Annotated in this window: 19 protein-coding genes; 11 read left to right on the top strand and 8 right to left on the bottom strand. The window is 60.0% G+C overall.

Annotation, left to right across the window (positions count from 1 at the left end; all coding sequences use genetic code 11):
* Positions 1–4 precede the first annotated feature (4 nt).
* A complete protein-coding gene (locus IF205_RS17410; RefSeq protein ID WP_259780620.1) occupies positions 5–1,279 on the bottom strand; it encodes a cation:proton antiporter in 1,275 nt (424 codons plus the stop codon).
* Between the two features lie 132 nt (positions 1,280–1,411).
* On the opposite strand from IF205_RS17410, the gene IF205_RS17405 reads away from it, so the two are divergent.
* Together IF205_RS17405 and IF205_RS17400 are read left to right on the top strand one after the other, a co-directional pair.
* A complete protein-coding gene (locus IF205_RS17405) occupies positions 1,412–1,972 on the top strand; it encodes a cysteine hydrolase family protein (protein WP_259780619.1) in 561 nt (186 codons plus the stop codon).
* Positions 1,973–2,115: 143 nt separating this feature from the next.
* Positions 2,116–2,400: a GIY-YIG nuclease family protein gene (locus IF205_RS17400; RefSeq protein WP_259780618.1), complete on the top strand. Its 285-nt coding sequence runs from the start codon at positions 2,116–2,118 to the stop codon at positions 2,398–2,400.
* 112 nt (positions 2,401–2,512) lie between these two features.
* Here IF205_RS17400 and hrpB read toward each other — a convergent pair whose 3' ends face one another.
* Positions 2,513–5,029, bottom strand: a complete 2,517-nt coding sequence (gene hrpB / locus IF205_RS17395) for an ATP-dependent helicase HrpB (RefSeq protein ID WP_259780617.1) — start codon at positions 5,027–5,029, stop codon at positions 2,513–2,515.
* Between the two features lie 120 nt (positions 5,030–5,149).
* On the opposite strand from hrpB, the gene IF205_RS17390 reads away from it, so the two are divergent.
* From IF205_RS17390 to IF205_RS17360, 7 genes are all read left to right on the top strand, one after another.
* On the top strand, positions 5,150–7,483 hold the full coding sequence (locus IF205_RS17390) for a Tex family protein (protein ID WP_259780616.1): 2,334 nt from the start codon (positions 5,150–5,152) through the stop codon (positions 7,481–7,483).
* Positions 7,484–7,677: 194 nt separating this feature from the next.
* Positions 7,678–7,980 carry an STAS domain-containing protein gene (locus IF205_RS17385; RefSeq protein WP_259780615.1) on the top strand — a complete coding sequence of 101 codons (303 nt, stop codon included), beginning with the start codon at positions 7,678–7,680 and terminating at the stop codon, positions 7,978–7,980.
* A gap of 53 nt (positions 7,981–8,033) precedes the next feature.
* Positions 8,034–9,236 carry a PP2C family protein-serine/threonine phosphatase gene (locus IF205_RS17380; RefSeq protein ID WP_259780614.1) on the top strand — a complete coding sequence of 401 codons (1,203 nt, stop codon included), beginning with the start codon at positions 8,034–8,036 and terminating at the stop codon, positions 9,234–9,236.
* A gap of 71 nt (positions 9,237–9,307) precedes the next feature.
* Entirely contained in the window at positions 9,308–11,515 is a 2,208-nt protein-coding gene (locus IF205_RS17375) for a heavy metal translocating P-type ATPase (protein ID WP_259780613.1), read from the top strand.
* Positions 11,512–11,916 carry a Cu(I)-responsive transcriptional regulator gene (gene cueR / locus IF205_RS17370; RefSeq protein ID WP_259780612.1) on the top strand — a complete coding sequence of 135 codons (405 nt, stop codon included), beginning with the start codon at positions 11,512–11,514 and terminating at the stop codon, positions 11,914–11,916. Before IF205_RS17375 ends, cueR begins: the two co-directional genes overlap by 4 nt.
* The gene (locus IF205_RS17365) at positions 11,913–12,404 is read left to right on the top strand and encodes a c-type cytochrome (protein ID WP_259780611.1); all 492 of its coding nucleotides are present in this window, start codon (positions 11,913–11,915) and stop codon (positions 12,402–12,404) included. Before cueR ends, IF205_RS17365 begins: the two co-directional genes overlap by 4 nt.
* A 22-nt stretch (positions 12,405–12,426) precedes the next feature.
* Positions 12,427–12,828, top strand: coding sequence for a rhodanese-like domain-containing protein (locus IF205_RS17360; protein ID WP_311195705.1), 402 nt, complete (start codon positions 12,427–12,429; stop codon positions 12,826–12,828).
* A 55-nt stretch (positions 12,829–12,883) separates the two neighbouring features.
* Here IF205_RS17360 and IF205_RS17355 read toward each other — a convergent pair whose 3' ends face one another.
* Entirely contained in the window at positions 12,884–13,918 is a 1,035-nt protein-coding gene (locus IF205_RS17355; RefSeq protein WP_259780610.1) for an aldo/keto reductase, read from the bottom strand.
* 110 nt (positions 13,919–14,028) lie between these two features.
* Here IF205_RS17355 and IF205_RS17350 point away from each other — a divergent pair, with 110 nt between their 5' ends.
* On the top strand, positions 14,029–14,934 hold the full coding sequence (locus IF205_RS17350; RefSeq protein WP_259780609.1) for a LysR family transcriptional regulator: 906 nt from the start codon (positions 14,029–14,031) through the stop codon (positions 14,932–14,934).
* Positions 14,935–14,936: 2 nt separating this feature from the next.
* Here IF205_RS17350 and IF205_RS17345 read toward each other — a convergent pair whose 3' ends face one another.
* From IF205_RS17345 to IF205_RS17325, 5 genes are all read right to left on the bottom strand, one after another.
* On the bottom strand, positions 14,937–15,443 hold the full coding sequence (locus tag IF205_RS17345) for a PAS domain-containing protein (protein WP_259780608.1): 507 nt from the start codon (positions 15,441–15,443) through the stop codon (positions 14,937–14,939).
* Positions 15,444–15,510: 67 nt separating this feature from the next.
* Positions 15,511–16,104, bottom strand: coding sequence for a sarcosine oxidase subunit gamma (locus IF205_RS17340; RefSeq protein WP_259780607.1), 594 nt, complete (start codon positions 16,102–16,104; stop codon positions 15,511–15,513).
* Positions 16,097–19,096, bottom strand: coding sequence for a sarcosine oxidase subunit alpha family protein (locus tag IF205_RS17335; RefSeq protein ID WP_259780606.1), 3,000 nt, complete (start codon positions 19,094–19,096; stop codon positions 16,097–16,099). Before IF205_RS17335 ends, IF205_RS17340 begins: the two co-directional genes overlap by 8 nt.
* A complete protein-coding gene (locus tag IF205_RS17330) occupies positions 19,093–19,365 on the bottom strand; it encodes a sarcosine oxidase subunit delta (protein ID WP_259780605.1) in 273 nt (90 codons plus the stop codon). The genes IF205_RS17335 and IF205_RS17330 overlap by 4 nt, the downstream gene beginning before the upstream one ends.
* Before the next feature lie 12 nt (positions 19,366–19,377).
* On the bottom strand, positions 19,378–20,634 hold the full coding sequence (locus IF205_RS17325; protein ID WP_259780604.1) for a sarcosine oxidase subunit beta family protein: 1,257 nt from the start codon (positions 20,632–20,634) through the stop codon (positions 19,378–19,380).
* A gap of 176 nt (positions 20,635–20,810) precedes the next feature.
* Between IF205_RS17325 and IF205_RS17320 the strand changes: the two genes are divergently transcribed.
* Positions 20,811–21,551 (top strand): AraC family transcriptional regulator, encoded by a 741-nt coding sequence (locus IF205_RS17320; protein ID WP_259780603.1) that lies wholly within the window; start codon positions 20,811–20,813, stop codon positions 21,549–21,551.
* The last annotated feature ends 178 nt before the right edge of the window (positions 21,552–21,729 follow it).

Below are 21,729 nucleotides of genomic sequence, written 5' to 3'. Positions count from 1 at the left end.
TCGCTCAACCCTTGCCGCTGCCCTCGTCCGTCTTCACCACCCGCGCCACCAGCGGCTTCATGGTCAGGCCCTGTGCGATGATCGAGAAGACCACCACAACATAGGTGATCGACAGGATCACCGGTTTGACCTCGCTGGGCGGCAGGGACAGGGCCAGCGCCACGGAAATGCCGCCGCGCAGGCCGCCCCAGGTCAGGACGGGGATCGCGCCTCGGGTGAAGCGTTCGCCAAGCATGCGCAACGCAGTCAGTGGCAGTCCTACCGAGATGTAGCGCGCCGCCAGCACAATCGGGATCGTGATCGCACCGGCCATCAGGGTTGATTGGTTGAAGCCGACCACCAGCACCTCGAAACCGATCATCAGGAAGAGGATGGAATTCAGGATTTCGTCCAGCAAAACCCAGAATTTCTGAACATGGTCACGGGTCTTGTCGCTCATGGCGCGCGACATACCCTGATTACCGATCAGCAGACCCGCAACGACAATGGCGATCGGTCCGCTGACATGAATATGATGGGCCAGACCGTAGGTGCCCATGACCAAAGCCAGGGTGATCAGCACTTCCAATGCGAATTCATCCAGCGAGGCAAGCGCACGATAGCTGATATACCCCGCGACCAGCCCAAGAACGCTGCCGCCCAGGGCTTCCTTGGCAAAGAGGATTGCAACCTCGCCGGCGTCAACGCCGTCACCGCCGTGCCCTCCGGCGGCCAGCGCGAGAACCACCAGAAAAACCACAACACCGACACCGTCATTGAACAGGGATTCCCCGGCAATCTTGATTTCCAGCGATCGCGGGATTTTGACGGTCTTGAGAATACCCAATACCGCCACCGGGTCGGTCGGGCTGATCAGTGCGCCGAAGACCATCGCATAGCCCAGCGGGATCGGCAGGCCCATGGTATTCAGCAGCCACCAGATCGCCACGCCGACCATGACGGTGGACAGGATGACGCCTAGGGTTGCAAGAATGCCGATTGCCCAGACCTGTTCACGCATGGTGCGCAGGTCCACATGCAAGGCGCCCGCGAACAACAGGAAGCTCAACATGCCGTTCATCAGGGCCTCATGGAAATCAATGCGTTCCAAGACGCCCTGTACCGCAGGGGCAATGCCCAGTTCCGGCCAGCCCGCATTCAACATCAAAATGACGATCGACGTGACCAGCGAAATCACCACAAGGCCAATGGTATGCGGCAGTCGGATCACGTGATGGTTCAGCAACCCGAAAGTGGCGGCCAGAACCGTCAGGGCGGCGGCGATGTCGAAAATGGTCACGGCCTAGGCTCTCCTGCTTGCTAAGACATTGATTTCTTCGCCTGTTTGAGAGGGGGTTGTCAACGTTTACAAGTTGTAGCACAAGGCGGTTTGCGCCAAGGGTGCGGGGTTATGGCAAGAAGGGTGACTGTCATGGACAAGACGATTGATGCGGTTGTTCTGATCGATCTTCAAAAGGGGATCGTTCGTGGTGTCGGCGGCGACCGGCAGGCCGAAGCGGACGCCAATCTGGAGGCGGTCCTGGGCCGTTTGAAAAAACTGTTGAAGGCCGCGCGCAAGGCGGACCTGCCAATCATTCACATCCAGCATAGCGGCCCAAAGGGGCATCGCGTCGAAAAAGGCACGGAAGGCTGGGAATTCCTGGATGCGGTTACGCCGGAGGACGGTGAGGTTGTTGTCTATAAAGAGGCCTGCGATGCCTTCTACCAGACCAGCCTGCAGGAAGAACTGGACCTGGTCGGGGCAAAACATATCGCCATCGCGGGCTGTATGACGAATTACTGCGTCGATACCTCCTGCCGCAGTGCGGTGGCCCATGGCTTCAATGCAACGCTTTGCGCCGATGGTCACTCAACCGTTGATAATGGCATCCTGACCTTCGAACAGATCATCGCCCATCACAACAAGACCCTGGATGGTTTCGATGCCGGGGATTGTGAAGTCTCGGTTCGCCCGATTGCGGAGCTGCTGTAGATTAAGGGCGGTCATGGCTTTGACCATTAAGGCGTTCGTTTCCCGTCAAAACATCTCATAAACCCGCTCATCCTGGCGCAGGCCGGGATCTCATGCGGTTCGCGTGGGGGAAGAGCAAAACATGGGATGGAGAGAATGGGACGATGGCTTTCTTTGTTTACATCATGGCAAACAAGCCCAATGGCATTCTCTATACCGGGATGACGGATGATATCAACCGGCGAGCCTGGATGCATCGGAACCACATGCTTGCCGGCTTCACGGACAAATACAATTGCGAAAAGTTGGTCTGGCATGAAAGTCACCCATCGCGTGAAAGCGCGTTTATTCGCGAACGGTGTATCAAAAACTGGAAACGCAGTTGGAAGATCCGACTAATCGAAGAATTGAACCCGGATTGGCGAGATTTGGCGAGTGAACTATTGTGATCTCATGTGAGATACGCGAGATCCCGGCCTGCGCCGGGATGAGCGGAATAAGGGGCAATATATCAGATAGAAACGCCGCTCGTCCCGGCGCAGGCCGGGATTTGCGAACGGGCTATTTCTCCGACCGTTTCTTTGTATGCCTGGTCGGGGCGGCCGCCATCGGGTCGTCCGGCCAGGGGTGTTTGGGGTAACGGCCCTTCATTTCCGCCTTCACATGCGTGTAAGACCCGGCCCAGAAGGCGGGCAGGTCCTGGGTCACCTGCAACGGTCGTCCGGCGGGTGACAACAGGTGCAGGACCAGTGCCACTCTGCCATTGGCAATGGCGGGTGTCTCGGTCGCGCCAAACATTTCCTGCAGTTTCACGGGCAGGACCGGGGCTTCCGGGGTGCTGTAATCAATGCGGATGTTGGAACCGCTGGACACGGTCCAATGGGTTGGGGCCAGTTGGTCCAGCCGTTGCTGGTCGTTCCAGTCCAACCCCGCCAGCAGGATTTCTTTCAAATTCAACTCGGCCATCTGGTCCAGACGGCTTTTGCCGGACAAATACGGCAGCAGCCAGTCTTCCATTGTGTCCAGCAATGCATCATCCGACCAGTCCGGCCAGGTGCTGTCCTCGCCCTCTGCATGGCGCAGACAGGCGACGCGGCCACGCAGGGCCAGCGCTTCCTTGCTCCAGGTCAGGCAATGAGGACCGGTTTCCCGGATGCCATCCAACAGGGCGGCGCTGATCTGGTCCGGTGATACATCCTTGGCCGGTGCATCGCTTAAGACCAGTGCTCCCAGCCGCGTCTGGCGTCGGGCGGCGACCTGTTTCTGGCGGCTGTCCCAGGCAGCCATCTCGCCGCTTACCAACCGGTCGGCAAAGATGGTTTCCAGTGTCGCCTTCGACAGAGGGGCGGCGAGGCGCACCCGGCCTTCGCGGGTCTTGCCTGCCATCTCTGCCAGGGCCAGGAAAGCTTCGCCCGCCAGCGGGTCGTCATTGTCCAACACGGCCCCTTTGCCACCCGCCATGCGGTATCGGGCATCCTTGCCCGGACGGCGCTGGCCGATGCGGTCGGGATAGGCAAACGCCAGCAGCAGGCCGATTTCGTCTTCTTCGATGATATCCAGCTTGCCTTGCGGAGCATGTTTGAGGCTGCGGGCCCACTGTTTGGCGAGCGCCTTTGCGCGGCTCAGACTGCCGCGATGGGTATTCTCGGCAATGCGCTCCCCGTGCAGGGCACGAACGCGAAGGCGCATATCCACGGGCAGGGCCTCCGGCCCGCGCCTTTGCAGGATATCCCGTTCCGACAGCAGGGCCGCAACCTCAACAGCCAGTTTGCCCAGCCCGTGTTCCGCGCCTGTTACGACCATATGGGCGAGCCGCGGATGCATGGGGAGGCGCGCCAGTTGTTTGCCGTGGGCGGTGATGCGGTTGTCCTTGTCCAGGGTGCCCAAATCCCGCAACAGGCCTTGCGCCTGGGAGATGCCTGCAGGTGGCGGTGTCGTCATCCAGCTCAGCGAGGTAACGTCAATGACACCCCAGTTGGCCAGATCTAACGTCAGCGGTGTCAGGTCGGCCTCTTCGATTTCGGGGCGGGCAAAGCGCGGCATGCCCCCTTCGGCTGCCTTATTCCACAGGCGATAACATACGCCCGGTTCCAGTCGGCCTGCGCGGCCGCGGCGCTGGTCGGCGGCGGCCATGGAAACAGGCACGGTTTCCAGCCGGGTCAGGCCGCTATTGGGATCGAAACGGGGAACGCGGGCCTGACCGCTGTCGATCACGACGCGGATACCGTCGATGGTCAGGCTGGTTTCGGCAATGGACGTGGCGAGCACGACCTTGCGCTGACCCTCCGGCGTTGGCGCGATGGCCTTGTCCTGTTCGGTCTGGGGCAGGGCACCATAGAGCGGCGCGACTGTCACATTGCCGGGCAGGTTGCCGCTTTCCAGCCGGTCGGCCACGCGACGGATTTCCCCTTCGCCGGGCAGGAAGGCGAGGATGCTGCCGCTTTCTTCATTCAATGCCTGTCGCACGGCCTGAACCATACTGTCGTCGATCCGGGTGCGGTCCGGCTGGGGCAGATAGCGGGTCTCCACGGGAAAGGCGCGGCCCTCGCTGGTCAGCAGGGGGGCATCGTCCAATAGCTTGGCAACGGGGTCCGCATCCAGTGTCGCCGACATGACAAGGATGCGCAGGTCGTCGCGCAATCCCGCCTGACAGTCCAACGTCAGCGCCAGCCCGAGATCGGCCTGCAGGCTGCGTTCGTGGAATTCGTCGAAAATGACACAGGCCACGTCCGCCAGTTCCGGGTCGCGCTGCAATCGGCGCGTCAGGATACCTTCGGTGACCACCTCGATCTTTGTGTTGGGTCCAACCTTGCTGTCCAGTTGCATGCGATAGCCGACAGTCTCGCCTGTTTTCTCGCCCAGCAATTGCGCCATGCGATGGGCGGCTGCCCGGGTTGCGAGGCGGCGCGGCTCCAGCATGACGATCTTGCGGCCCTGCAGCCAGTCCTGATCCAGAAGTGCCAGGGGCACTTTGGTGGTTTTACCCGCACCGGGAGGCGCCTGCAAAACCGCATTGGGCGCGGCGGCCAGCGTCGTGCAGAGGTCGGGCAGAATTTCGTCAATCGGCAGTCTGTTCATGGGCGCGCATGGTGTTGATTGGCAAGGGGGAAATCAAGCGTCTTGTGAGGGTGCTCGAATCAATGCCAATAAAGAACTAGTTTTAAGGTGCGTGAAAAATAAAAGGAACCCACGAGCCCCATGTCTTTGATGTCCATTTCCCAAACCATTGCCACCGAATTGCAGGTCCGCGAGCAACAGGTGCAATCCGCCGTCGATCTGTTGGATGGCGGGGCGACAGTGCCCTTTATCGCCCGTTACCGTAAGGAGGTGACCGGCGGTCTGGACGATGCACAGCTTCGTACGCTGGAAACACGGCTGGGCTATCTCAGGGAAATGGAAGATCGCCGCCAGACGATCCTGAAAAGCATCGACGAGCAGGGCAAACTGACCGACGAATTGCGGAAGGATATCATGACCGCCGATACCAAGGCGCGTCTGGAAGACCTGTATCTGCCCTACAAGCCCAAACGCCGCACCAAGGCGCAGATCGCGCGCGAGGCGGGGCTGGAGCCGCTGGCCGACAATCTGTTCAACGACCCGACCCTGACACCGGAAACCGAAGCGGAGAAATATATCGACGCAGAGAAAGGTGTTGAGGACATCAAGGCAGCGCTGGACGGTGCGCGCCAGATTCTGGTGGAACGTTTTGCCGAGGATGCCGAACTGGTCGGCAAGCTGCGTGATTATGTCTGGGACGAGGCCAAACTGGTTTCCAAGGTCATCGACGGCAAGGAAAAGGACGGTGCCAAATTCGCCGATTATTTCGATTATTCCGAACCGCTGAAATCCGTTCCCTCGCATCGGGCGCTGGCGATTTTCCGGGGCCGTAAGGAAGAGGTACTGCAAGCCTCTCTCGTTGTCGGCGATCCGGAAGACAAGACCGCCCCGCATCCTTGCGAGTTGAAGATTGCCCATCATTTCGGGTTGAAGGACCAGGGACGGGCGGCGGATAAATGGCTGTCGGATACGGCGCGCTGGGCCTGGCGGGTGAAACTGTCTCTCTTCATTGAACTGGAACTGATGCGCCGTCTCTGGGAAGCCGCGGAAGAAGAGGCGATCCGCGTTTTTGCGGAAAACCTGCGTGACTTGCTGCTGGCAGCGCCTGCCGGACAGCGTCCGACGCTGGCGCTCGACCCCGGTTTCCGAACGGGGGTTAAGGTGGCCGTGGTCGATGCCACCGGCAAATTGGTTGATACCGCTGTGATTTATCCCCATGAGCCGCAGCGCCAATGGGATCAGTCCATTGCTGTGCTGGCCGCCCTTTGTCTGCGGCATAAGGTGGAGTTGATTTCCATCGGCAACGGCACCGCGTCGCGCGAGACGGACCAACTGGCGGCGGAACTGATCAAGAAACATCCCGAACTGAAAGCAACCAAGATTATGGTGTCCGAGGCCGGGGCCTCGGTTTATTCCGCTTCCGAATATGCCTCTCGCGAATTCCCTGATGTGGATGTATCCCTGCGCGGCGCGGCCTCCATCGGGCGGCGCCTGCAGGACCCGCTGGCGGAATTGGTGAAGATCGACCCGAAATCCATTGGTGTCGGCCAGTATCAGCATGATGTCAGCGAGTTCAAATTGTCCAAGGCGTTGGATGCGGTGGTGGAAGACTGTGTGAACGCCGTGGGTGTGGACGTGAATACGGCCTCCGCCCCTCTGTTGGCGCGGGTTTCCGGTCTGGGGCAGAGCCTGGCGGAAGGCATTGTCGCCTATCGCGATGCCCATGGCGCTTTTGCCACCCGGAAATCGCTCAAGGACGTACCACGCCTTGGTCCGAAGGTCTTTGAACAGGCCGCGGGCTTCCTGCGCGTCATGAATGGCGATAACCCGCTGGACCGTTCGGCTGTGCATCCGGAGGCCTATCCGGTCGTGAAAAAGATTCTGGCCAGCACCAAAGTGGATATCAAGGCGCTGCTGGGCGATACGCAGACCCTGCGCGGCCTGAAGGCCGCCGACTTTACAGACGAGAATTTCGGTGAACCCACTGTTCGTGACATTCTGGCGGAACTGGACAAGCCGGGCCGCGACCCGCGTCCGGAATTCAAGACCGCAACCTTCCAGGATGGCGTCAATGAGATCAAGGATCTGAAACCCGGCATGATGCTGGAAGGTGTCGTGACCAACGTGGCTAATTTCGGTGCATTTGTCGATGTCGGCGTCCATCAGGACGGGCTGGTTCATGTGTCCATGCTGGCCGACCGATTCGTCAAGGACCCGCGCGAGGTGGTGCGGCCGGGCGACGTGGTGAAGGTGAAAGTCCTGGAAGTGGATGTGCCGCGCAAGCGCATCTCGCTGACCATGCGTATGGGGGACCAGCCGGGCCAGGCGGCGAAGCCGAAGCAAGACCGCCGGGACAACCGGCCCAAACAGGGCGGCAAGCCCGGTCGCGGACCGAATAAACCATCAGGCAAAGGAGCCGCCCCTGCTGCCGATGGCGCAATGGCGGCGGCCTTCGCCAAGGCCCTCAAGAAGTAATGTCCCGCTCAAATCCGGCGGCAAACTGAGCGTTGCCGCCGGATGCAGGGCGATCGTCACCCGCAGACGGGCAATATTTATGGTATCTGCACCCTTTAAGTGTGTCCTTTCAGGCGCTTTCGCCATAAAGGGGGCGAAATTTGTTTCGAAATAGAATATCCTAACTGTTCCACAAGGGCGTAAGGTGACGAAACATGAACTATCTGGTTTCTGATGCAGGCGATCACACTTTATGTGCAATCGAAGGTGAGTTGACCTTCAATCATCAGGACAGCTTCCGCGACATGCTCGACGATGTCGTGGCGCGTTCGGCTCCTGATGTGGTTCTGGACCTGTCCAGGATCGAGTTCATCGATTCCTCGGGCATGGGGATGTTGCTGCTGGCGCAGGAGCGTGCCGATGAAACAGGCAAGACCGTCCGGGTACGCGGCGTACATGGGCAGGTGCAGAAGATGGTGGAACTCGCAAGCCTCAACGAGGTGCTCGACATCCAATAGGCACAGTTGATTGGGACTGAACCTGTTTGTAACCGGCCAGTGAAGGGCAAGAATTGAAGCGGATTGATGGAAGTTTGGGCGATGTAGCGTCGTTTCCGTTCTCCGAGATTGCGGATGCGCCAATTTTAGTCGCCGATGATTCCCAGATTTTGCGGGAGTTGATAAAATCTTTCCTCTCACGGGAAGGGTTTAACAATATCCATGTGGCCGAAGACGGGGCAAAGGCGATTGCGATGCTGGAAGAAATCCAGCCGGATATCGTGATCCTGGATATCCTGATGCCGGAAATGGATGGTTTCGAAGTCTGCCGCACCATCCGCCAAAACCCCAAATTTGCACATATTCCGATCCTGGTTGAAACCGCCCTTGAAGACAGTGCGGAGCGGCTGGAGGTTTTTGAGGTCGGTGCAACGGACCTTGTCCTTAAACCCCTTAACGGTCAGGAATTGGCCGCCCGGGTGAAGGTGCATCTGCAAAATGTGCACATGGCGCGCAGTCAGCGCCGATATCATGAACGGATGGTGCGTGAACTGGATGCGGCGCGTAAGGTTCAGGAAAGCCTGCTGCCGTCGGAACGTGCCATGCAGGAGGCGGCGGATCAATGCGACATCCGTGTCGCTGCCTATTACGAGTCTTCTTCTGAACTGGGGGGCGATTTCTGGGGCCTGAAACCCCTGGGCGGTGGCCGGCTTGGCCTTTATACGGCGGATTTCTCCGGCCACGGGGTCGCACCGGCCCTGAACACCATTCGCCTCCATACCCTGCTGATGGGCACGGGGATTGACTGGTACAATCCGGAACTGTGGATGATGGCAACCAATACCCATCTCTATCGGATGACCCAGACGGACCAGTTTGCCACGGCCTTTTATGGATTGCTTGAGCCGACAAAGGAGCAACTGGTCTATGTATCTGCCGGTTGCCCGAGGGTGATTATCGGCAAGGTCGGTGGCGAGGCGACCTTTCATGAGACGTCCGGCCTGCCCGCCGGTATCCGCAGTCAGGCCGAACATGCCCGGCGCGTCGCACCGTTTTCAAGTGGTTCCTTTATTTTCCTTTACAGCGATGCCCTGCTGGAAACACCGGGGCCGGATGGCGCGATGATGTCGGAAGACGAGTTGCTGTCTGTTGTGTCCGAAGCGGCCTCCCACAACGATCCACAACGGGTGATCGATACGGTGCGCAGGGCCATGCCGAAGGTTCCTGGGCGTGGGCTTCTGGATGATTTGACCCTTGTCATGTTGATTAAGGACTGAACAGGTCTTGACCTTCCAGTAACTGGAAGCCTTAAATCATAGTGAACTTTTGCAATTCGGTGAGGTTCGCAATGACAAGTTCCCTTTCGCCAACGACCATGGGTCCGGGGCAGGATGCCCCGGCGACTGTCGCGGTTTCCGTGTCCGGCATGTCCTGTGCAGGTTGTGCCAGTCGTCTTGAGCGGCATCTGAAATCCCAGGCCGGCGTGGCAGACGCGATGGTGAACTTTGCCCTGGAACGGGCAACCGTTGCTGTTGACGACAAGGGGCCGGATATCAGCGCGGTGATTGCAGCGGTCGGTGATGCCGGGTTTGAGGCCACACCCTTTTCGCGGGCAGAACGTCCGGAGGAAAAACAGGCACTGCGTGCTGAAACACGCACGCTTGTAATCCTGGGGATGGCCGTGTTGCTGACCCTGCCTCTTGTGGGCAAGATGGTGGCCTCTCTCGCCGGGGCTTCGGTTACCTTCAGCCCCTGGTGGGAACTTGTCCTGGCGACGCCGGTTCAGTTTGTCGCCGGGTGGCGGTTCTATCGCGGCGCCTGGTCTGCCCTGAAGCATCGCAGCGGTACGATGGACTCGTTGGTCGCCCTGGGAACGTCCGCGGCCTATTTCTACAGTCTGGCGGTCTTGGTCTTTGGTATCGGTGAGGGGCACCTTTACTTCGAATCCGCCGCCGTGATTGTGACCCTGATCCTGGCCGGGCGGGTGTTGGAGGCGCGTGCCAAACGCAAGACAGGCGCGGCAGTGCGCGCCCTGATGAACCTTCGCCCGGAAACCGCCATGGTCATGCGTGACGGGGCCTATAAGAAGCTGCCGCTGGCCATGGTCCGCGAGGACGATACGGTTCTGGTTCGTCCCGGTAGCCGGGTGCCCGTGGACGGAGAAATAATTGAAGGCAGCAGCGACGTAGACGAATCCATGCTGACCGGGGAAAGCATGCCGGTGGCGCATGGCGTTGGCGATATGATCTTTACCGGCACGGTGAACGGCCTGGGGGCATTGACCCTGAAAGTGACGGCAGTGGCGGAAGACAGCCGCCTGGGCAAGATCGTCCAGGTGGTTGAAAACGCCCAGGCAGGCAAGGCCCCGGTGCAGGCGCTGGTCGATCGGGTCAGCGCGGTCTTTGTGCCGTCGGTTCTTGTGATTGCTATCGTTACCTTCGTTGCCTGGCTTGCACTGGGATATGGTGCGGAGGCGGCCATGACGGCGGCTGTTGCCGTTCTGGTTATTGCATGCCCCTGTGCCCTGGGGCTGGCGACGCCGACGGCAATCGTGGCGGGCATGGGGGCTGCGGCCCGGTCCGGTATCCTGTTCAGGAATGTTGAGGCATTGGAAACGGCCTTCAACCTCAAAACTGTTGTCTTTGACAAGACGGGAACGCTGACGGAAGGCCGCCCTCAGGTGGTCGATCTGCAGCCGGTCTCCGGTGAGGCATCGGAGACGCTTCGCCTGGCAGCAGCCGTTCAGGCCGGTAGCGATCACCCCCTGGCGCAGGCTTTCGTGACCTATGCGTCCGGGAAGGGGATCAGCCTTCCAATGGCACAGGGGGTTGAGGTGAAGGCTGGGTTCGGTCTGTCCGGCGAGGTTGATGGTCATCGTGTGGCGGTCGGCAATGCTGCGATGATGGAAACGAACGGAATTTCGCTGGATCGCGCGCCGCGGACTGATCCGGGCTATACCAGTGCCTATGTTGCGGTCGATGGCGTTCTGGCGGCGGTGGTCCTGTTGCAGGACCGGCCGCGTGCAGAGGCCGGGACTGTTGTTGCATCCCTGAAGGCAAGGGCGTTGAAAACAGTTGTCCTGTCCGGTGATGCCCCTGCCGTGGTCGGTAAGCTGGCGGACGAACTTGACCTCGACAGAAGCTATGGCGGCGTTCTGCCGGAAGAAAAGGCGGAACGGGTGAATGCATTGCGTGCGGAAAGCGGCGTCATTGCGATGGTGGGGGATGGCATCAATGATGCCCCCGCACTTGCCAGCGCGGACGTTGGGATCGCCATGGGCAGTGGCACGGACGTGGCGCTTGAAACCGCTGGTGTGACCCTGATGCGGTCCGACCTCTCGCTGATCCCGGCGGTGGTGGAACTTTCCCGCAAGACGGTCTGGAAAATCCGGCAGAATCTTTTCTGGGCCTTTATTTTCAACGTCACCGGCATCCCCTTGGCGGCCTTCGGGTTGCTGAACCCGATGATTGCGGGCGGGGCCATGGCCTTCAGCAGTGTTCTCGTTTTGAGTAATTCCCTGCTGTTACGCGGTTGGAAAGCGGAGGCATTGAAATGAATATCGGGGATGCAGCCCGGATTTCGGGCATGTCAGCAAAGACCATTCGCTATTATGAGGATATCGGGCTGGTTGCCCCTGCGGATCGGCGGGAATCGGGGTATCGCGACTATAGCGAAGACGATGTGCATCTGTTGGCCTTCCTGCATCGCGCGCGCGGTCTGGGCTTTTCAGTGAAGCAATGCCGGGAGTTGCTGTCCTTGTATCAGGACAGAAACCGCGCGAGCGCCGACGTAAAGGCCTTCGCCCAAAAGCATGTGGACGAAATCACCCAGAAGATCGCCGAATTGGAGGCGATGAAGGATACGCTGCAAACCTTGGTTCGGAAATGCCATGGGGACGACCGGCCGCATTGCCCGATCCTGGAGGACCTGGCAGGACAGGGAGGGCCCAGGGATTGAAATCGACCAGCGCGATTGTGATGGCTGTTGGGGCGGCGGCGATTGTCGGCGGCGGCGCCTATTATTATGCAAACCAGAGTAGCAGCGGCATATCGCCGGACCTCTATGCAGATGCCTCGAATGCCGAGTTGGTCGCGCAGGGAAAACAGCTTTATGCGGCCAACTGTGCCAGTTGCCACGGGGCGGACCTGAAAGGTGAGCCCAACTGGCGTCAGCCATTGCCCGAAGGCGGTCTGCCCGCACCGCCCCATGACGAGACCGGCCATACCTGGCATCATCCGGACCAGATACTGTTTGCGGTGACCAAATTTGGCGGTAAGTTCAACGCGCCGAAGGATTTTGTCAGCAATATGCCTGCCTTTGAGGACAAATTGGCTGATGATGAAATTCTGGCTGTGCTTGCCTATATCAAGAGCACATGGCCATCGGAAATTCGCCAGCGGCAGGCGCGCATTACAAAGAAGATGGCCGAACAGATGAGCCGCTGAAAGTAAAAGAACAGGGAGAATTATGGTGAAGAAGTCAGTCAAGGATATGGTCGCCCAAGCGGAATCGGAGATTGAGGCCCTGTCCGTCGGGGATGTGCAGGCTCTGGTGGATGATCCGAATGTGCAGATTGTCGATATCCGAGACGTCCGTGAATTGTGGCGTGACGGCACCATTCCCGGCGCGCTTCATGCGCCGCGCGGGATGCTGGAATTCTGGGTGGACCCGGAAAGCCCCTATCACAAGCCGGAATTCTCCAGCGGCAAGAAATACGTCTTCTTCTGTGCCATGGGCTGGCGCTCTGCCCTTGCAACCAAGGCCATGCAGGATATGGGGTTGGCGCCCGTGGCCCATATCGAGGGCGGCTTTTCCGCCTGGAAAGAAGCCGGTTCGGATATCCAGCCGGTGGAACGACCGGGAAAATAAACCTGCCGTCGGTGGTGGCCCGTTTGTGTATGTGCCGGGCCACCTTTTCGACAGCCTAGACTGCGGGCGGGTTCAATTGCGTGAAGCCATCCAGGTTGTAATAGGGGTAGTAGGGATAAGGCGGGGTACGTTTGCTGACCTTGTCCAGGCGCGCGATCTGATCGGCTTCCAGGGCCCATCCGACAGCCCCCAGGTTGTCGCGCAGCTGGGTTTCATTCCGGGCCCCGATGATCACCGATGAGACTGTTGGCCGCTGTAACAACCAGTTGATAGCAATCTGTGGGATCGACTTTCCGGTTTCCCGGGCGATTTCATCCAGTATATCCACGATATCATATAAGCATTCATCCGGGACTGGCGGCCCGAATTCGGAGGTCTGATGCAGTCGGCTTCCTTCCGGCAGGGGCTGCCCCCGCCTGATCTTGCCTGTCAGTCGACCCCATCCCAGTGGACTCCAGACCATGGCACCGACGCCCTGGTCCTGCGCCAGCGGCATCAGTTCCCATTCGTAATCCCGCCCGGCCAGTGAATAATAGACCTGATGGGCCACATAACGCGGGTAGCCGTCGCGATCGGATATGCCCAGGGATTTCATCAATTGCCATCCGGCGAAGTTGGACGCGCCGATATAACGAACCTTGCCGCTTCGGATAAGCTGATCCAGGGAGTAGAGGGTTTCCTCAATCGGGGTGTGGCCATCGAAGCCGTGTAATTGAAGCAGGTCTATATAGTCCGTACCCAGACGCTTCAGCGACCCTTCGACAGCGCGGGCGAGGCGGCCTCGGGACGCACCAAAGTCATCCGGTGTCTCCGACATGGCAAGCCCGACCTTGGTGGACAGGATAACCTCATCGCGGCGGCCTTCGATCGCCGTTCCCAGGACCTCTTCAGAGGCGCCATCGGAATAGACATCGGCACTGTCAAACATGGTCAGCCCGGCTTCCAGGCAGATATCGACAAGCTTTCTGGCCTCTTTTGCATCTGTTGTTCCCCAGGCCCCGAAAAGTGGCCCCTGGCCGCCAAAAGTCCCGGTGCCCAGGCTCAATGCCGGTACCTTTAGTCCCGAATGGCCCAAATGCCGATAGTCCATGTCAGTCTCCTTGATCTGGCTGTTTTCCATTGTTCTGCCGGATATGGACATAAAATTCTTTCTGGACTAGTAGGATATAATTACTAACAGATATGAGTTGAACTCATCATATGGCGAAACTCGAACATAACAGGTCAGGCGAGATGGAGGTCTTCACCAAAGTGGTGGAGACAGGCGGCTTTTCCTCTGCGGCCCGTTTGTTTGGCATGACCCCTTCGGCGGTCAGCAAACTCATTGCCCGACTTGAGGAACGATTGGGTGTTCGATTGCTCAGCCGATCCACGCGCAAGCTGCAACTGACTGTGGAGGGAGAGCAGTTCTATCACCGCAGTCTGGCTATCCTGATCGATATGGAGGAAGCGGAACAGGAGGTCTCCCGCAGCACCGAGCCGCGCGGTCCGGTCCGTATCAATGCCAATCTTCCCTTTGGTCAGAAATTCCTGTTACCGCTGGTGCCACGTTTCCTGGAATGTCATCCGGCGATCACGCTGGATATTTCGCTAAGTGACACGGTGGTAGACCTGTTCGATGAAGGTGCAGACCTTGCGGTCCGTGTCGGCCCGTTAAAGGAATCCGGGTTGATTGCCCGCAAATTGGGGGAAAGTGCGTTGGCGGTGGTCGCGGCACCTTCCTATGTGGATTACTTCGGACTGCCGGAAAATCCGTCCGACCTGGATCGCCATCGCCTGATCGGTTTCAATTTCAGTCGACAGCAGCCGGGCTGGCCCTTTTTGCAGGACGAGACGGTTTCCCGCTATGGCGTATCGGGCGCAGTCAAGGTTAGCGACGGTGAAAGTGCGCGTCGTTTGGCTCTGGCCGGGGCGGGGATTGTGCGCCTGTCCCGCTTTCTTGTTGATGAAGACCTTCACGCAGGGCGCCTTGTTGAGGTGTTGGGGGATTTTAATCCAGGAGACCGGGACCCCATCCATGTGGTTTATGTGGGCCAAGGCGGGCCGTTGCCGAGGCGGGTCCGGGCAGTAATTGATTTCCTGGCAGCGAATATCCGTTTGGAGTGATTCTATTGTTGAGATGGACCACGTCTGCGGCGAATGGGGTCAACGATACTCAACAGCATGTCGATCGTCTCGTTGTCGCGGCCCAGCGGGGCGACAAAGTTGTCGACAGCCTCTATCTCCTTGTCGTCACCGATATAGGGAAGGCGCGCGGTGACAGGGGCCTTGCGGATCAGAACAAGCGCCAGCATGCTGTGGAGCTTGCTGGGCGCACGTTGATGAGGAATGTCGCTGACCTTGCGTCCGCCATAGAATTGCGTGGAAATGTCATCGACTCCGGTTCCGATCAGGCGATAGCGAAAATCGGGAATGCCGTCTGCCGTCGGCGGCAGCACATCGATCAGTTCCACCTTGGGCAACAGTTTCGGGATGTCGAGCGGGTCGATATCGTCACGGGACGGAAAGGCCCGCGTTCCGCGCAGCCCGTCCCAGTAGTCATGGGCCTGCTGAAGGGCAGGTGAAAGGTCGGTAATTTCCTCCAAATCGACCAGATAATCCGGCTGTACCACCATTGCATTTTCCTCTCGTACCCATGCTGTCTTGAGGTTGTATGGCGGTACAAGGGGAAAATAAAAGTGGTTACTCTACCGTCAGTGAATATTCGCTTGCGGCATCCATCAGCCATTCCCATCCGCTGGCGGCGAAACTGCGCGGCAGATAGAGGCGAAAGACCGTCTTGTCCAACCGTTGGATAAGGATGGAAAGATGGGCGAAATGGGTTGCCTTGCATGTGCCAACGGGAAAGGCGGACTGGTGGAAATCCAGGCTGCATCCCTTTGACAGAAGCGCGGTGACAGAAGCCCCTGATATCTCCACGACCGATCGGCTGTGGCTTTGGTCGATCACTGCGGCATTAGCCCCAATTGCTTCCTTGAGTTGCGCACGGCAATCTTCGGATGAGACAACCAGCCAGCGGTTCGGGCCGAGCCAGAGGGCCGTTGTTGCGCCTGTGGAGGTTGTCCCATGCGCATTGGCCGGCAGGGCAAGGCCCAGTTTATCCTGAATCGCTTTCACGATGGCTGCGCCATCGCCGTCCCAGGCGGCGATTTCCACCATGGTCAGGCCGCTGATTTCCTTCGCCGTCAGCGGGCCGCGGTCATTGTCGGCATAGCCACGGCGTCCGGAGTTCATATGACCGGCAAGCGCCGAGACCCGTGTTTGCGTATCAGTCATGGAGGCGTTCTCCTTTCGGATCGACCATATGGGGGGAGATCACGGTCATGGCCGCGATCTCGTCGCGCAGGGGGAAGGCCATATAGACCGTCTCGCCCTCGCGTTTCATGCCCCCTTCGATCATGCCCAGTGCAACAGGTTTCTCCAAAGTCGGGCTATAGGCGACGGCGGTAATATGGCCGATGCTCCTCACCGGCGGCGTCATATCGTTGCGGGTAATGATCTGGCTGCCCGCGCGCAGCATGGTTTTGCCGTCGGCGGGCACAAAGCCCACCATCTGTTGGCGGTTTTCCTCCAACAGCGCCGGGCGGTCTTTCAGCACATCTCCGATATAGCGTTTCTTGGAAGACTGCATGCCGCCCAGCCCCAGGTCGGTGGCGGTGGTCTGGCCGTTCATTTCCGCCCCCGTGATATGGCCCTTTTCGATCCGCATGGTGCCCAATGCTTCCATACCGTAAGGCGTGATGTCGAATTCCTTGCCGGCCTCCAGCAGCGCATCCCAGGCCTGGATACCATAGTCGGCAGGCACGTTGATCTCATAGCCCAACTCGCCGGAGAAACTGATCCGGAAGATGCGGCCTTCGACCCCGCCGATTTTGGCCTCGCCCGCTGCCATGAAGGGGAAGGCCTCGTTGGTCAGTTCCCGGTCGGTGATCTTTTGCAGCACCTTGCGGGCGTTGGGTCCGGCAATGGCGATGCCCGCCCATTGGTCGGTGACACTTGTCACATGGACGCGCAGCTCCGGCCAGACGGCCTGCAGGTAAAACTCCAGCTTCACCATGATCTTGCCCGCATTGGCCGTCGTGGTGGTCAGCAGGAAATGGTTTTCCGACAGGCGGGAGGTTGTGCCGTCGTCTTCCAGCAAGCCATCCTCACGCAGCATCAGCCCATAGCGCGCCTTGCCCACGGGCAGCTTGGCAAAGCCGTTGGAATAAACCCGGTTGAGGAACTCCGCGGCATCCGGCCCCTGGATATCGATCTTGCCCAGTGTGCTGACGTCGCAGATGCCCACCGAGTTGCGGGTGGCGTTGACCTCGCGGTCGGTGGCCGCCGCCATGCTTTCACCCGGTTTTGGATAGTAACGCGGCCGCCGCCAGACCCCGGCGTCGATCCATACGCAGCCCATTTCGTCATGGCGCGCATCAATTGGCGTGCGGCGCAGGGGCGTGTAATGCGCGCCAATCTCACGTCCGCCGAAGACACCGATGGCAACCGGGGTGTAGGGCGGGCGGAAGGTGGTGGTGCCGGTGGCCGGGATGCTCTGCCCGCGCAGGCCCGCCATCGCCGCCATGCCCTGCATGTTGGAGGTCTTGCCCTGATCGGTGCCCATGCCCAGCGTGGTATAGCGTTTCAGATGTTCCACCGAGACAAAGCCCTCACGATGGGCAAGCGCCACATCATCGGTGCTGACATCATCCTGCAGGTCGATGAAGCATTTCCCGCGTCCCGCCATCTGCTGATCGGCCAGCGGCTGACCGGCGAGCTGTTCCATGTCGGATGTCTTCGGCGCGGCTTTCTTGCGGGTGAGGGCATGGCCCAGGTCTTTCAGCACTGCACGGGCGGCAATCATGCCGTCGTTGAGCGCGTCATGCAGGCCGAAGTCCCCATTGGCGGAACCGATGGAACGTTCCGCCTGTTTGGACGGGCCGGGGCGGAAGCATTGCCGGTCTTCGTCCCAGGCGGGTTTGCCGCCGGACTGGCTGTGCAGATGCACCACCGGGGCCCAACCGCCGGAGACACAGACCACATCGGCCTCCAGCCGCAGGCGTTGACCGGCATCGCGGCTGATGCCGACCACCTCGACCGCCTTCACACCGGTCTTGTTGCCGATTGCCCGGATCGCCGCATGGCCCAGCAGGACCGGAATATTCTGCGCACGTGCCTCTTCCATCAGCGGCCCGCCGCCCTGATGGCGCTGGTCCACGATGGCCTCGATCTCCGCCCCCGCCGCTTTCAGGTCGAGGGCTGTGCGATAGGCGTCGTCATTGGTGGTGACGATCACCGCCTGTCGGCCCGGCAGCACGCCATATTCATTCACATAGGCCCGTGCAGCCCCGGCCAGCATGACGCCCGGCAGGTCGTTATTGCCGAAGACCAGCGGCTGTTCGATCGCACCGGCTGCCAGGATCACCTGTTTGGCGCGGACCTGCCAGTGACGCTGGCGCGGCAGAAAGGCGGGCGGCACGGCGTAATGATCGCTGACCCGCTCCACCAGCGACAGGCAGTTATGGTCGTAGTAGCCGAATGCCGTCGTACGGGTGAGGATTTGCACATTTTCGTGCGTTTCCAAAGCCTCGATGATCTTGGAAACCCAGTCCATGCCGGGCTTGCCGCTGATCTCATAGCGTTCGCGGCGCAGGCGGCCGCCAAGGGACGGCATCTCGTCGGCCAGGATCACCCTTGCCCCTGCCTCTGCCGCCGTCAGGGCTGCCGACAGGCCCGCCGGACCACCCCCGACAACAAGGATGTCACAATGAGCATGCCGCTTGTCATATTTGTCCGGGTCGGCCTCTTTCGTGGCCGTGCCCATGCCCGCCGCGCGGCGGATGAAATGCTCGTAACGGTTCCACCAGCCCTTCTTGTCCAGGAAGGGGCCCATGAAGGTCTTGTAGTAGAAACCCGCCGGGATGAAGGGGGCGATCAGGCTGTTGAAGGCATTGACGTCCCAGTCCAGCGACGGCCAGCGGTTCTGGCTGTTGGCTTCCAGCCCGTCATAAAGCTCTGCCATCGTGGCGCGGGTGTTGGGTTCCGCCCGTCCACCGGACCGCAGCGTGATCAGCGCGTTGGGTTCCTCGACACCGGCGGAATAGATACCGCGCGGGCGGTGATATTTGAAGCTGCGCGCGATCAGGCGCTCCCCGTTGGCGAGCAGGGCGGAGGCCAGGGTATCGCCCGGATGCCCGCGATAGCTTTTGCCGTCGAAGGTGAAATGCAGGCTGTGGTCGCGGTCGATCAGGCCGCCGCTGGCGGTGCGGAAGGGCTGTTGCGTCATTGGCCGCCCTCCAACTCGCCAGTTGCTGTGGCGGTGCTGAGGATTTCATGGGTCACCGTGTCGCGCCGCACCTTGATCCACTGGCGGCAGCCATGGACGTGATGCCAGAACTCGTCATTGGGTCCCTTGGGGTTGGGCCGGTTATAGACATAGTCGTACCAGTCGCGCGGGTCGGCGCTTTCTTCCGGGCGCTGCAGGGTTGCATTGGGGCCATAGGCAAATTCGGTGACGTCGCAGTGGCCGCAGTGAGGGCAGTTGATTCGGAACATGGTCTATCCCTCCTAATGCAAATTCGGAACGGGGCCTTTGCCGCCCTCGTCCAGCAACGCGCCGCGCTCGAACCGGTCCAGAGCAAAGGCCTCCGCCAGTTTGTGGGGGCGGTCATGGGCGATAGTGTCGGCCATGACCCAGCCGCCCGCCGGGATCGCCTTGAACCCGCCATAGCACCAGCCGCCGTTGATGTAGAAATTATCCACTGGCGTCTTGCCGATGATCGGACTGCCGTCCATGGTCATATCCATGATGCCGCCCCAATGGCGCAACAGGCGCAGGCGGCCCAGATTGGGCATGACGGTCAGCGCACAGGCCACCACATGTTCCACCACCGGCATATTGCCGCGCTGGGCAAAGCTGTTATAGCCGTCCAGGTCGCCGCCGAAGACCATGCCGCCCTTGTCCGACTGGTTCATGTAGAAATGCCCCGCGCCGAAGGTGACGACGGTGTCCAGATGCGGCTTCACCGGTTCCGACACAAAGGCCTGCAGCAGATGGCTTTCGATCGGCACGCGCAAGCCCGCCATGGCGGCGATCTGGGTGGTGTGACCGGCGGTGCAGTTGGCGACCTGGCCCGCGCCAATGGTGCCGCGCGTCGTCTTCACCCCGGTGATCCGGTTGCCGGTCTTCTCGAAGCCGGTGACCTCACAGCCCTGTATGATATCCACCCCGCGCATGTCGGCCCCGCGGGCATAGCCCCAGGCGACCGCGTCATGGCGCGCCGTGCCTGCGCGCGGCTGCAACAGCCCGCCATAGATCGGAAAGCGCGTCTCGTCGCTGTAATCCAGGTCGGGGCAGAATTTCATGACCTCTTCGCGGGACAGGAGGTCGGAATCGATCCCGGCCAGCCGCATGGCGTTGCCGCGCCGGGCGAAAGCATCCATCTGGGCATCGGAATGCGCCAGGTTCAACACCCCGCGCTGGGAGAACATGACGTTATAGTTCAGCTCCCGGCTCAACCCCTCCCAGAGTTTCAGCGAATGTTCATAGAAATGGTGGTTGCCCTCCAACAGATAGTTGGACCGCACCGTCACCGTGTTCCGCCCCACATTGCCGCCGCCCAGATAGCCCCTTTCCAGCACTGCCACATTGGTGATGCCGTGGTTCTTGGCGAGGTAGAAGGCGGTCGCCAGCCCATGCCCGCCGCCGCCGACAATGACCACGTCGTAATGCTTTTTGGGTTCCGGGTCGCGCCAGGCGCGTTCCCAATGGGTCTGCCGGGTGAAGGCCCCGCGGATCACGTTGAACAGATTGTATTGGGTCATGCCGGACCGACTTTATGATTGTTTACTCCCAGAGGCGAAGGCTAACCCCAAGCCTGCCTGCTTGAGAAGGCGAAAACGGCATGCTTTGTTGCGTTTTGGACGCGCGCGGTGCGAAAGCGACATTTTCCCCGCCGCGATTTACGCTATAGTAGGCTGACAGAAACGGAGGCCCTCTAATGAATGCCCTGGCCCGCGCCAGTTTGAAGACCTACGGGTCGGAAGCCCGCAACCATGCCCATGATCATCATCAGGTGGTCGTGCCCTGGCAGGGTGTGCTGGATATGTCCATCGGCGGGCAGGCAGGGCAGGTGGAAAACGGCAGGCTGGCTCTGATCGCGCAGGGCTATGACCACAGCTTTGCCAGCGATGACGACAACCGTTTTCTGGTGCTGGACTGCGGCGATCTGGCCCGCGACGGGAGCGATATGATCGCCCCGCTCTGGGACCGGGCGGAACGGGACCCCTATTGGCAGCTCCACCCCCATGTCTGGCAGCTCTGCCGCACGATGGAACCCTATTTCCTGGCTACCGACACCCGCGAGGACAGCCTCGCCCGGCATTTCGTCGGCCTGTTCCTGGCAACGGTCGCAGAAGGGCGGGACGAGACCAACCCCACCCGCACGGGCCGCCCCGACCGCGCGGCACAGCGCATCCAGGCGGCCATCGCCTATATGGAACAGCATTATCCGGCGAAACTCACCATCCCCGACATCGCCGCCCATGTGAACCTGAGCACCAGCCGCTTTCACGAACTGTTCCGAACCGTCACCGGCCAGACCGCCCACGCCACCCTCCGCCAGATCAGGGTGAACGCCGCGAAACGCCTGATCGAAACCACAACGCTATCGCGTGCGGAGATTGCCTATCGCACGGGGTTTAGTGATCAGAGTGCTTTGAGTAGGGCGTTGCGGGGGTGAAGGCCGTTAGAATGGTATTTACTATGTTGACTATATTTTGAGTATTGGCGCCTATCCAGAAATCGGTAGGACGATATTGTATTCGAGAAATCTAACATTACCTCTAATTATGTCGGTCACAAAATCTGAGTCGAATAAAAATTCCTATGATTTCCCTTGATCTCAGTAATAGAGAGAT

Origin of the sequence: Aestuariispira ectoiniformans, assembly GCF_025136295.1 — a bacterium.
GTDB classification, from domain to species: domain Bacteria; phylum Pseudomonadota; class Alphaproteobacteria; order UBA8366; family Aestuariispiraceae; genus Aestuariispira_A; species Aestuariispira_A ectoiniformans.
The sequence above is the reverse complement of the archived record's forward strand: the minus strand, read 5'-3'. Positions and strand labels throughout refer to the sequence as shown.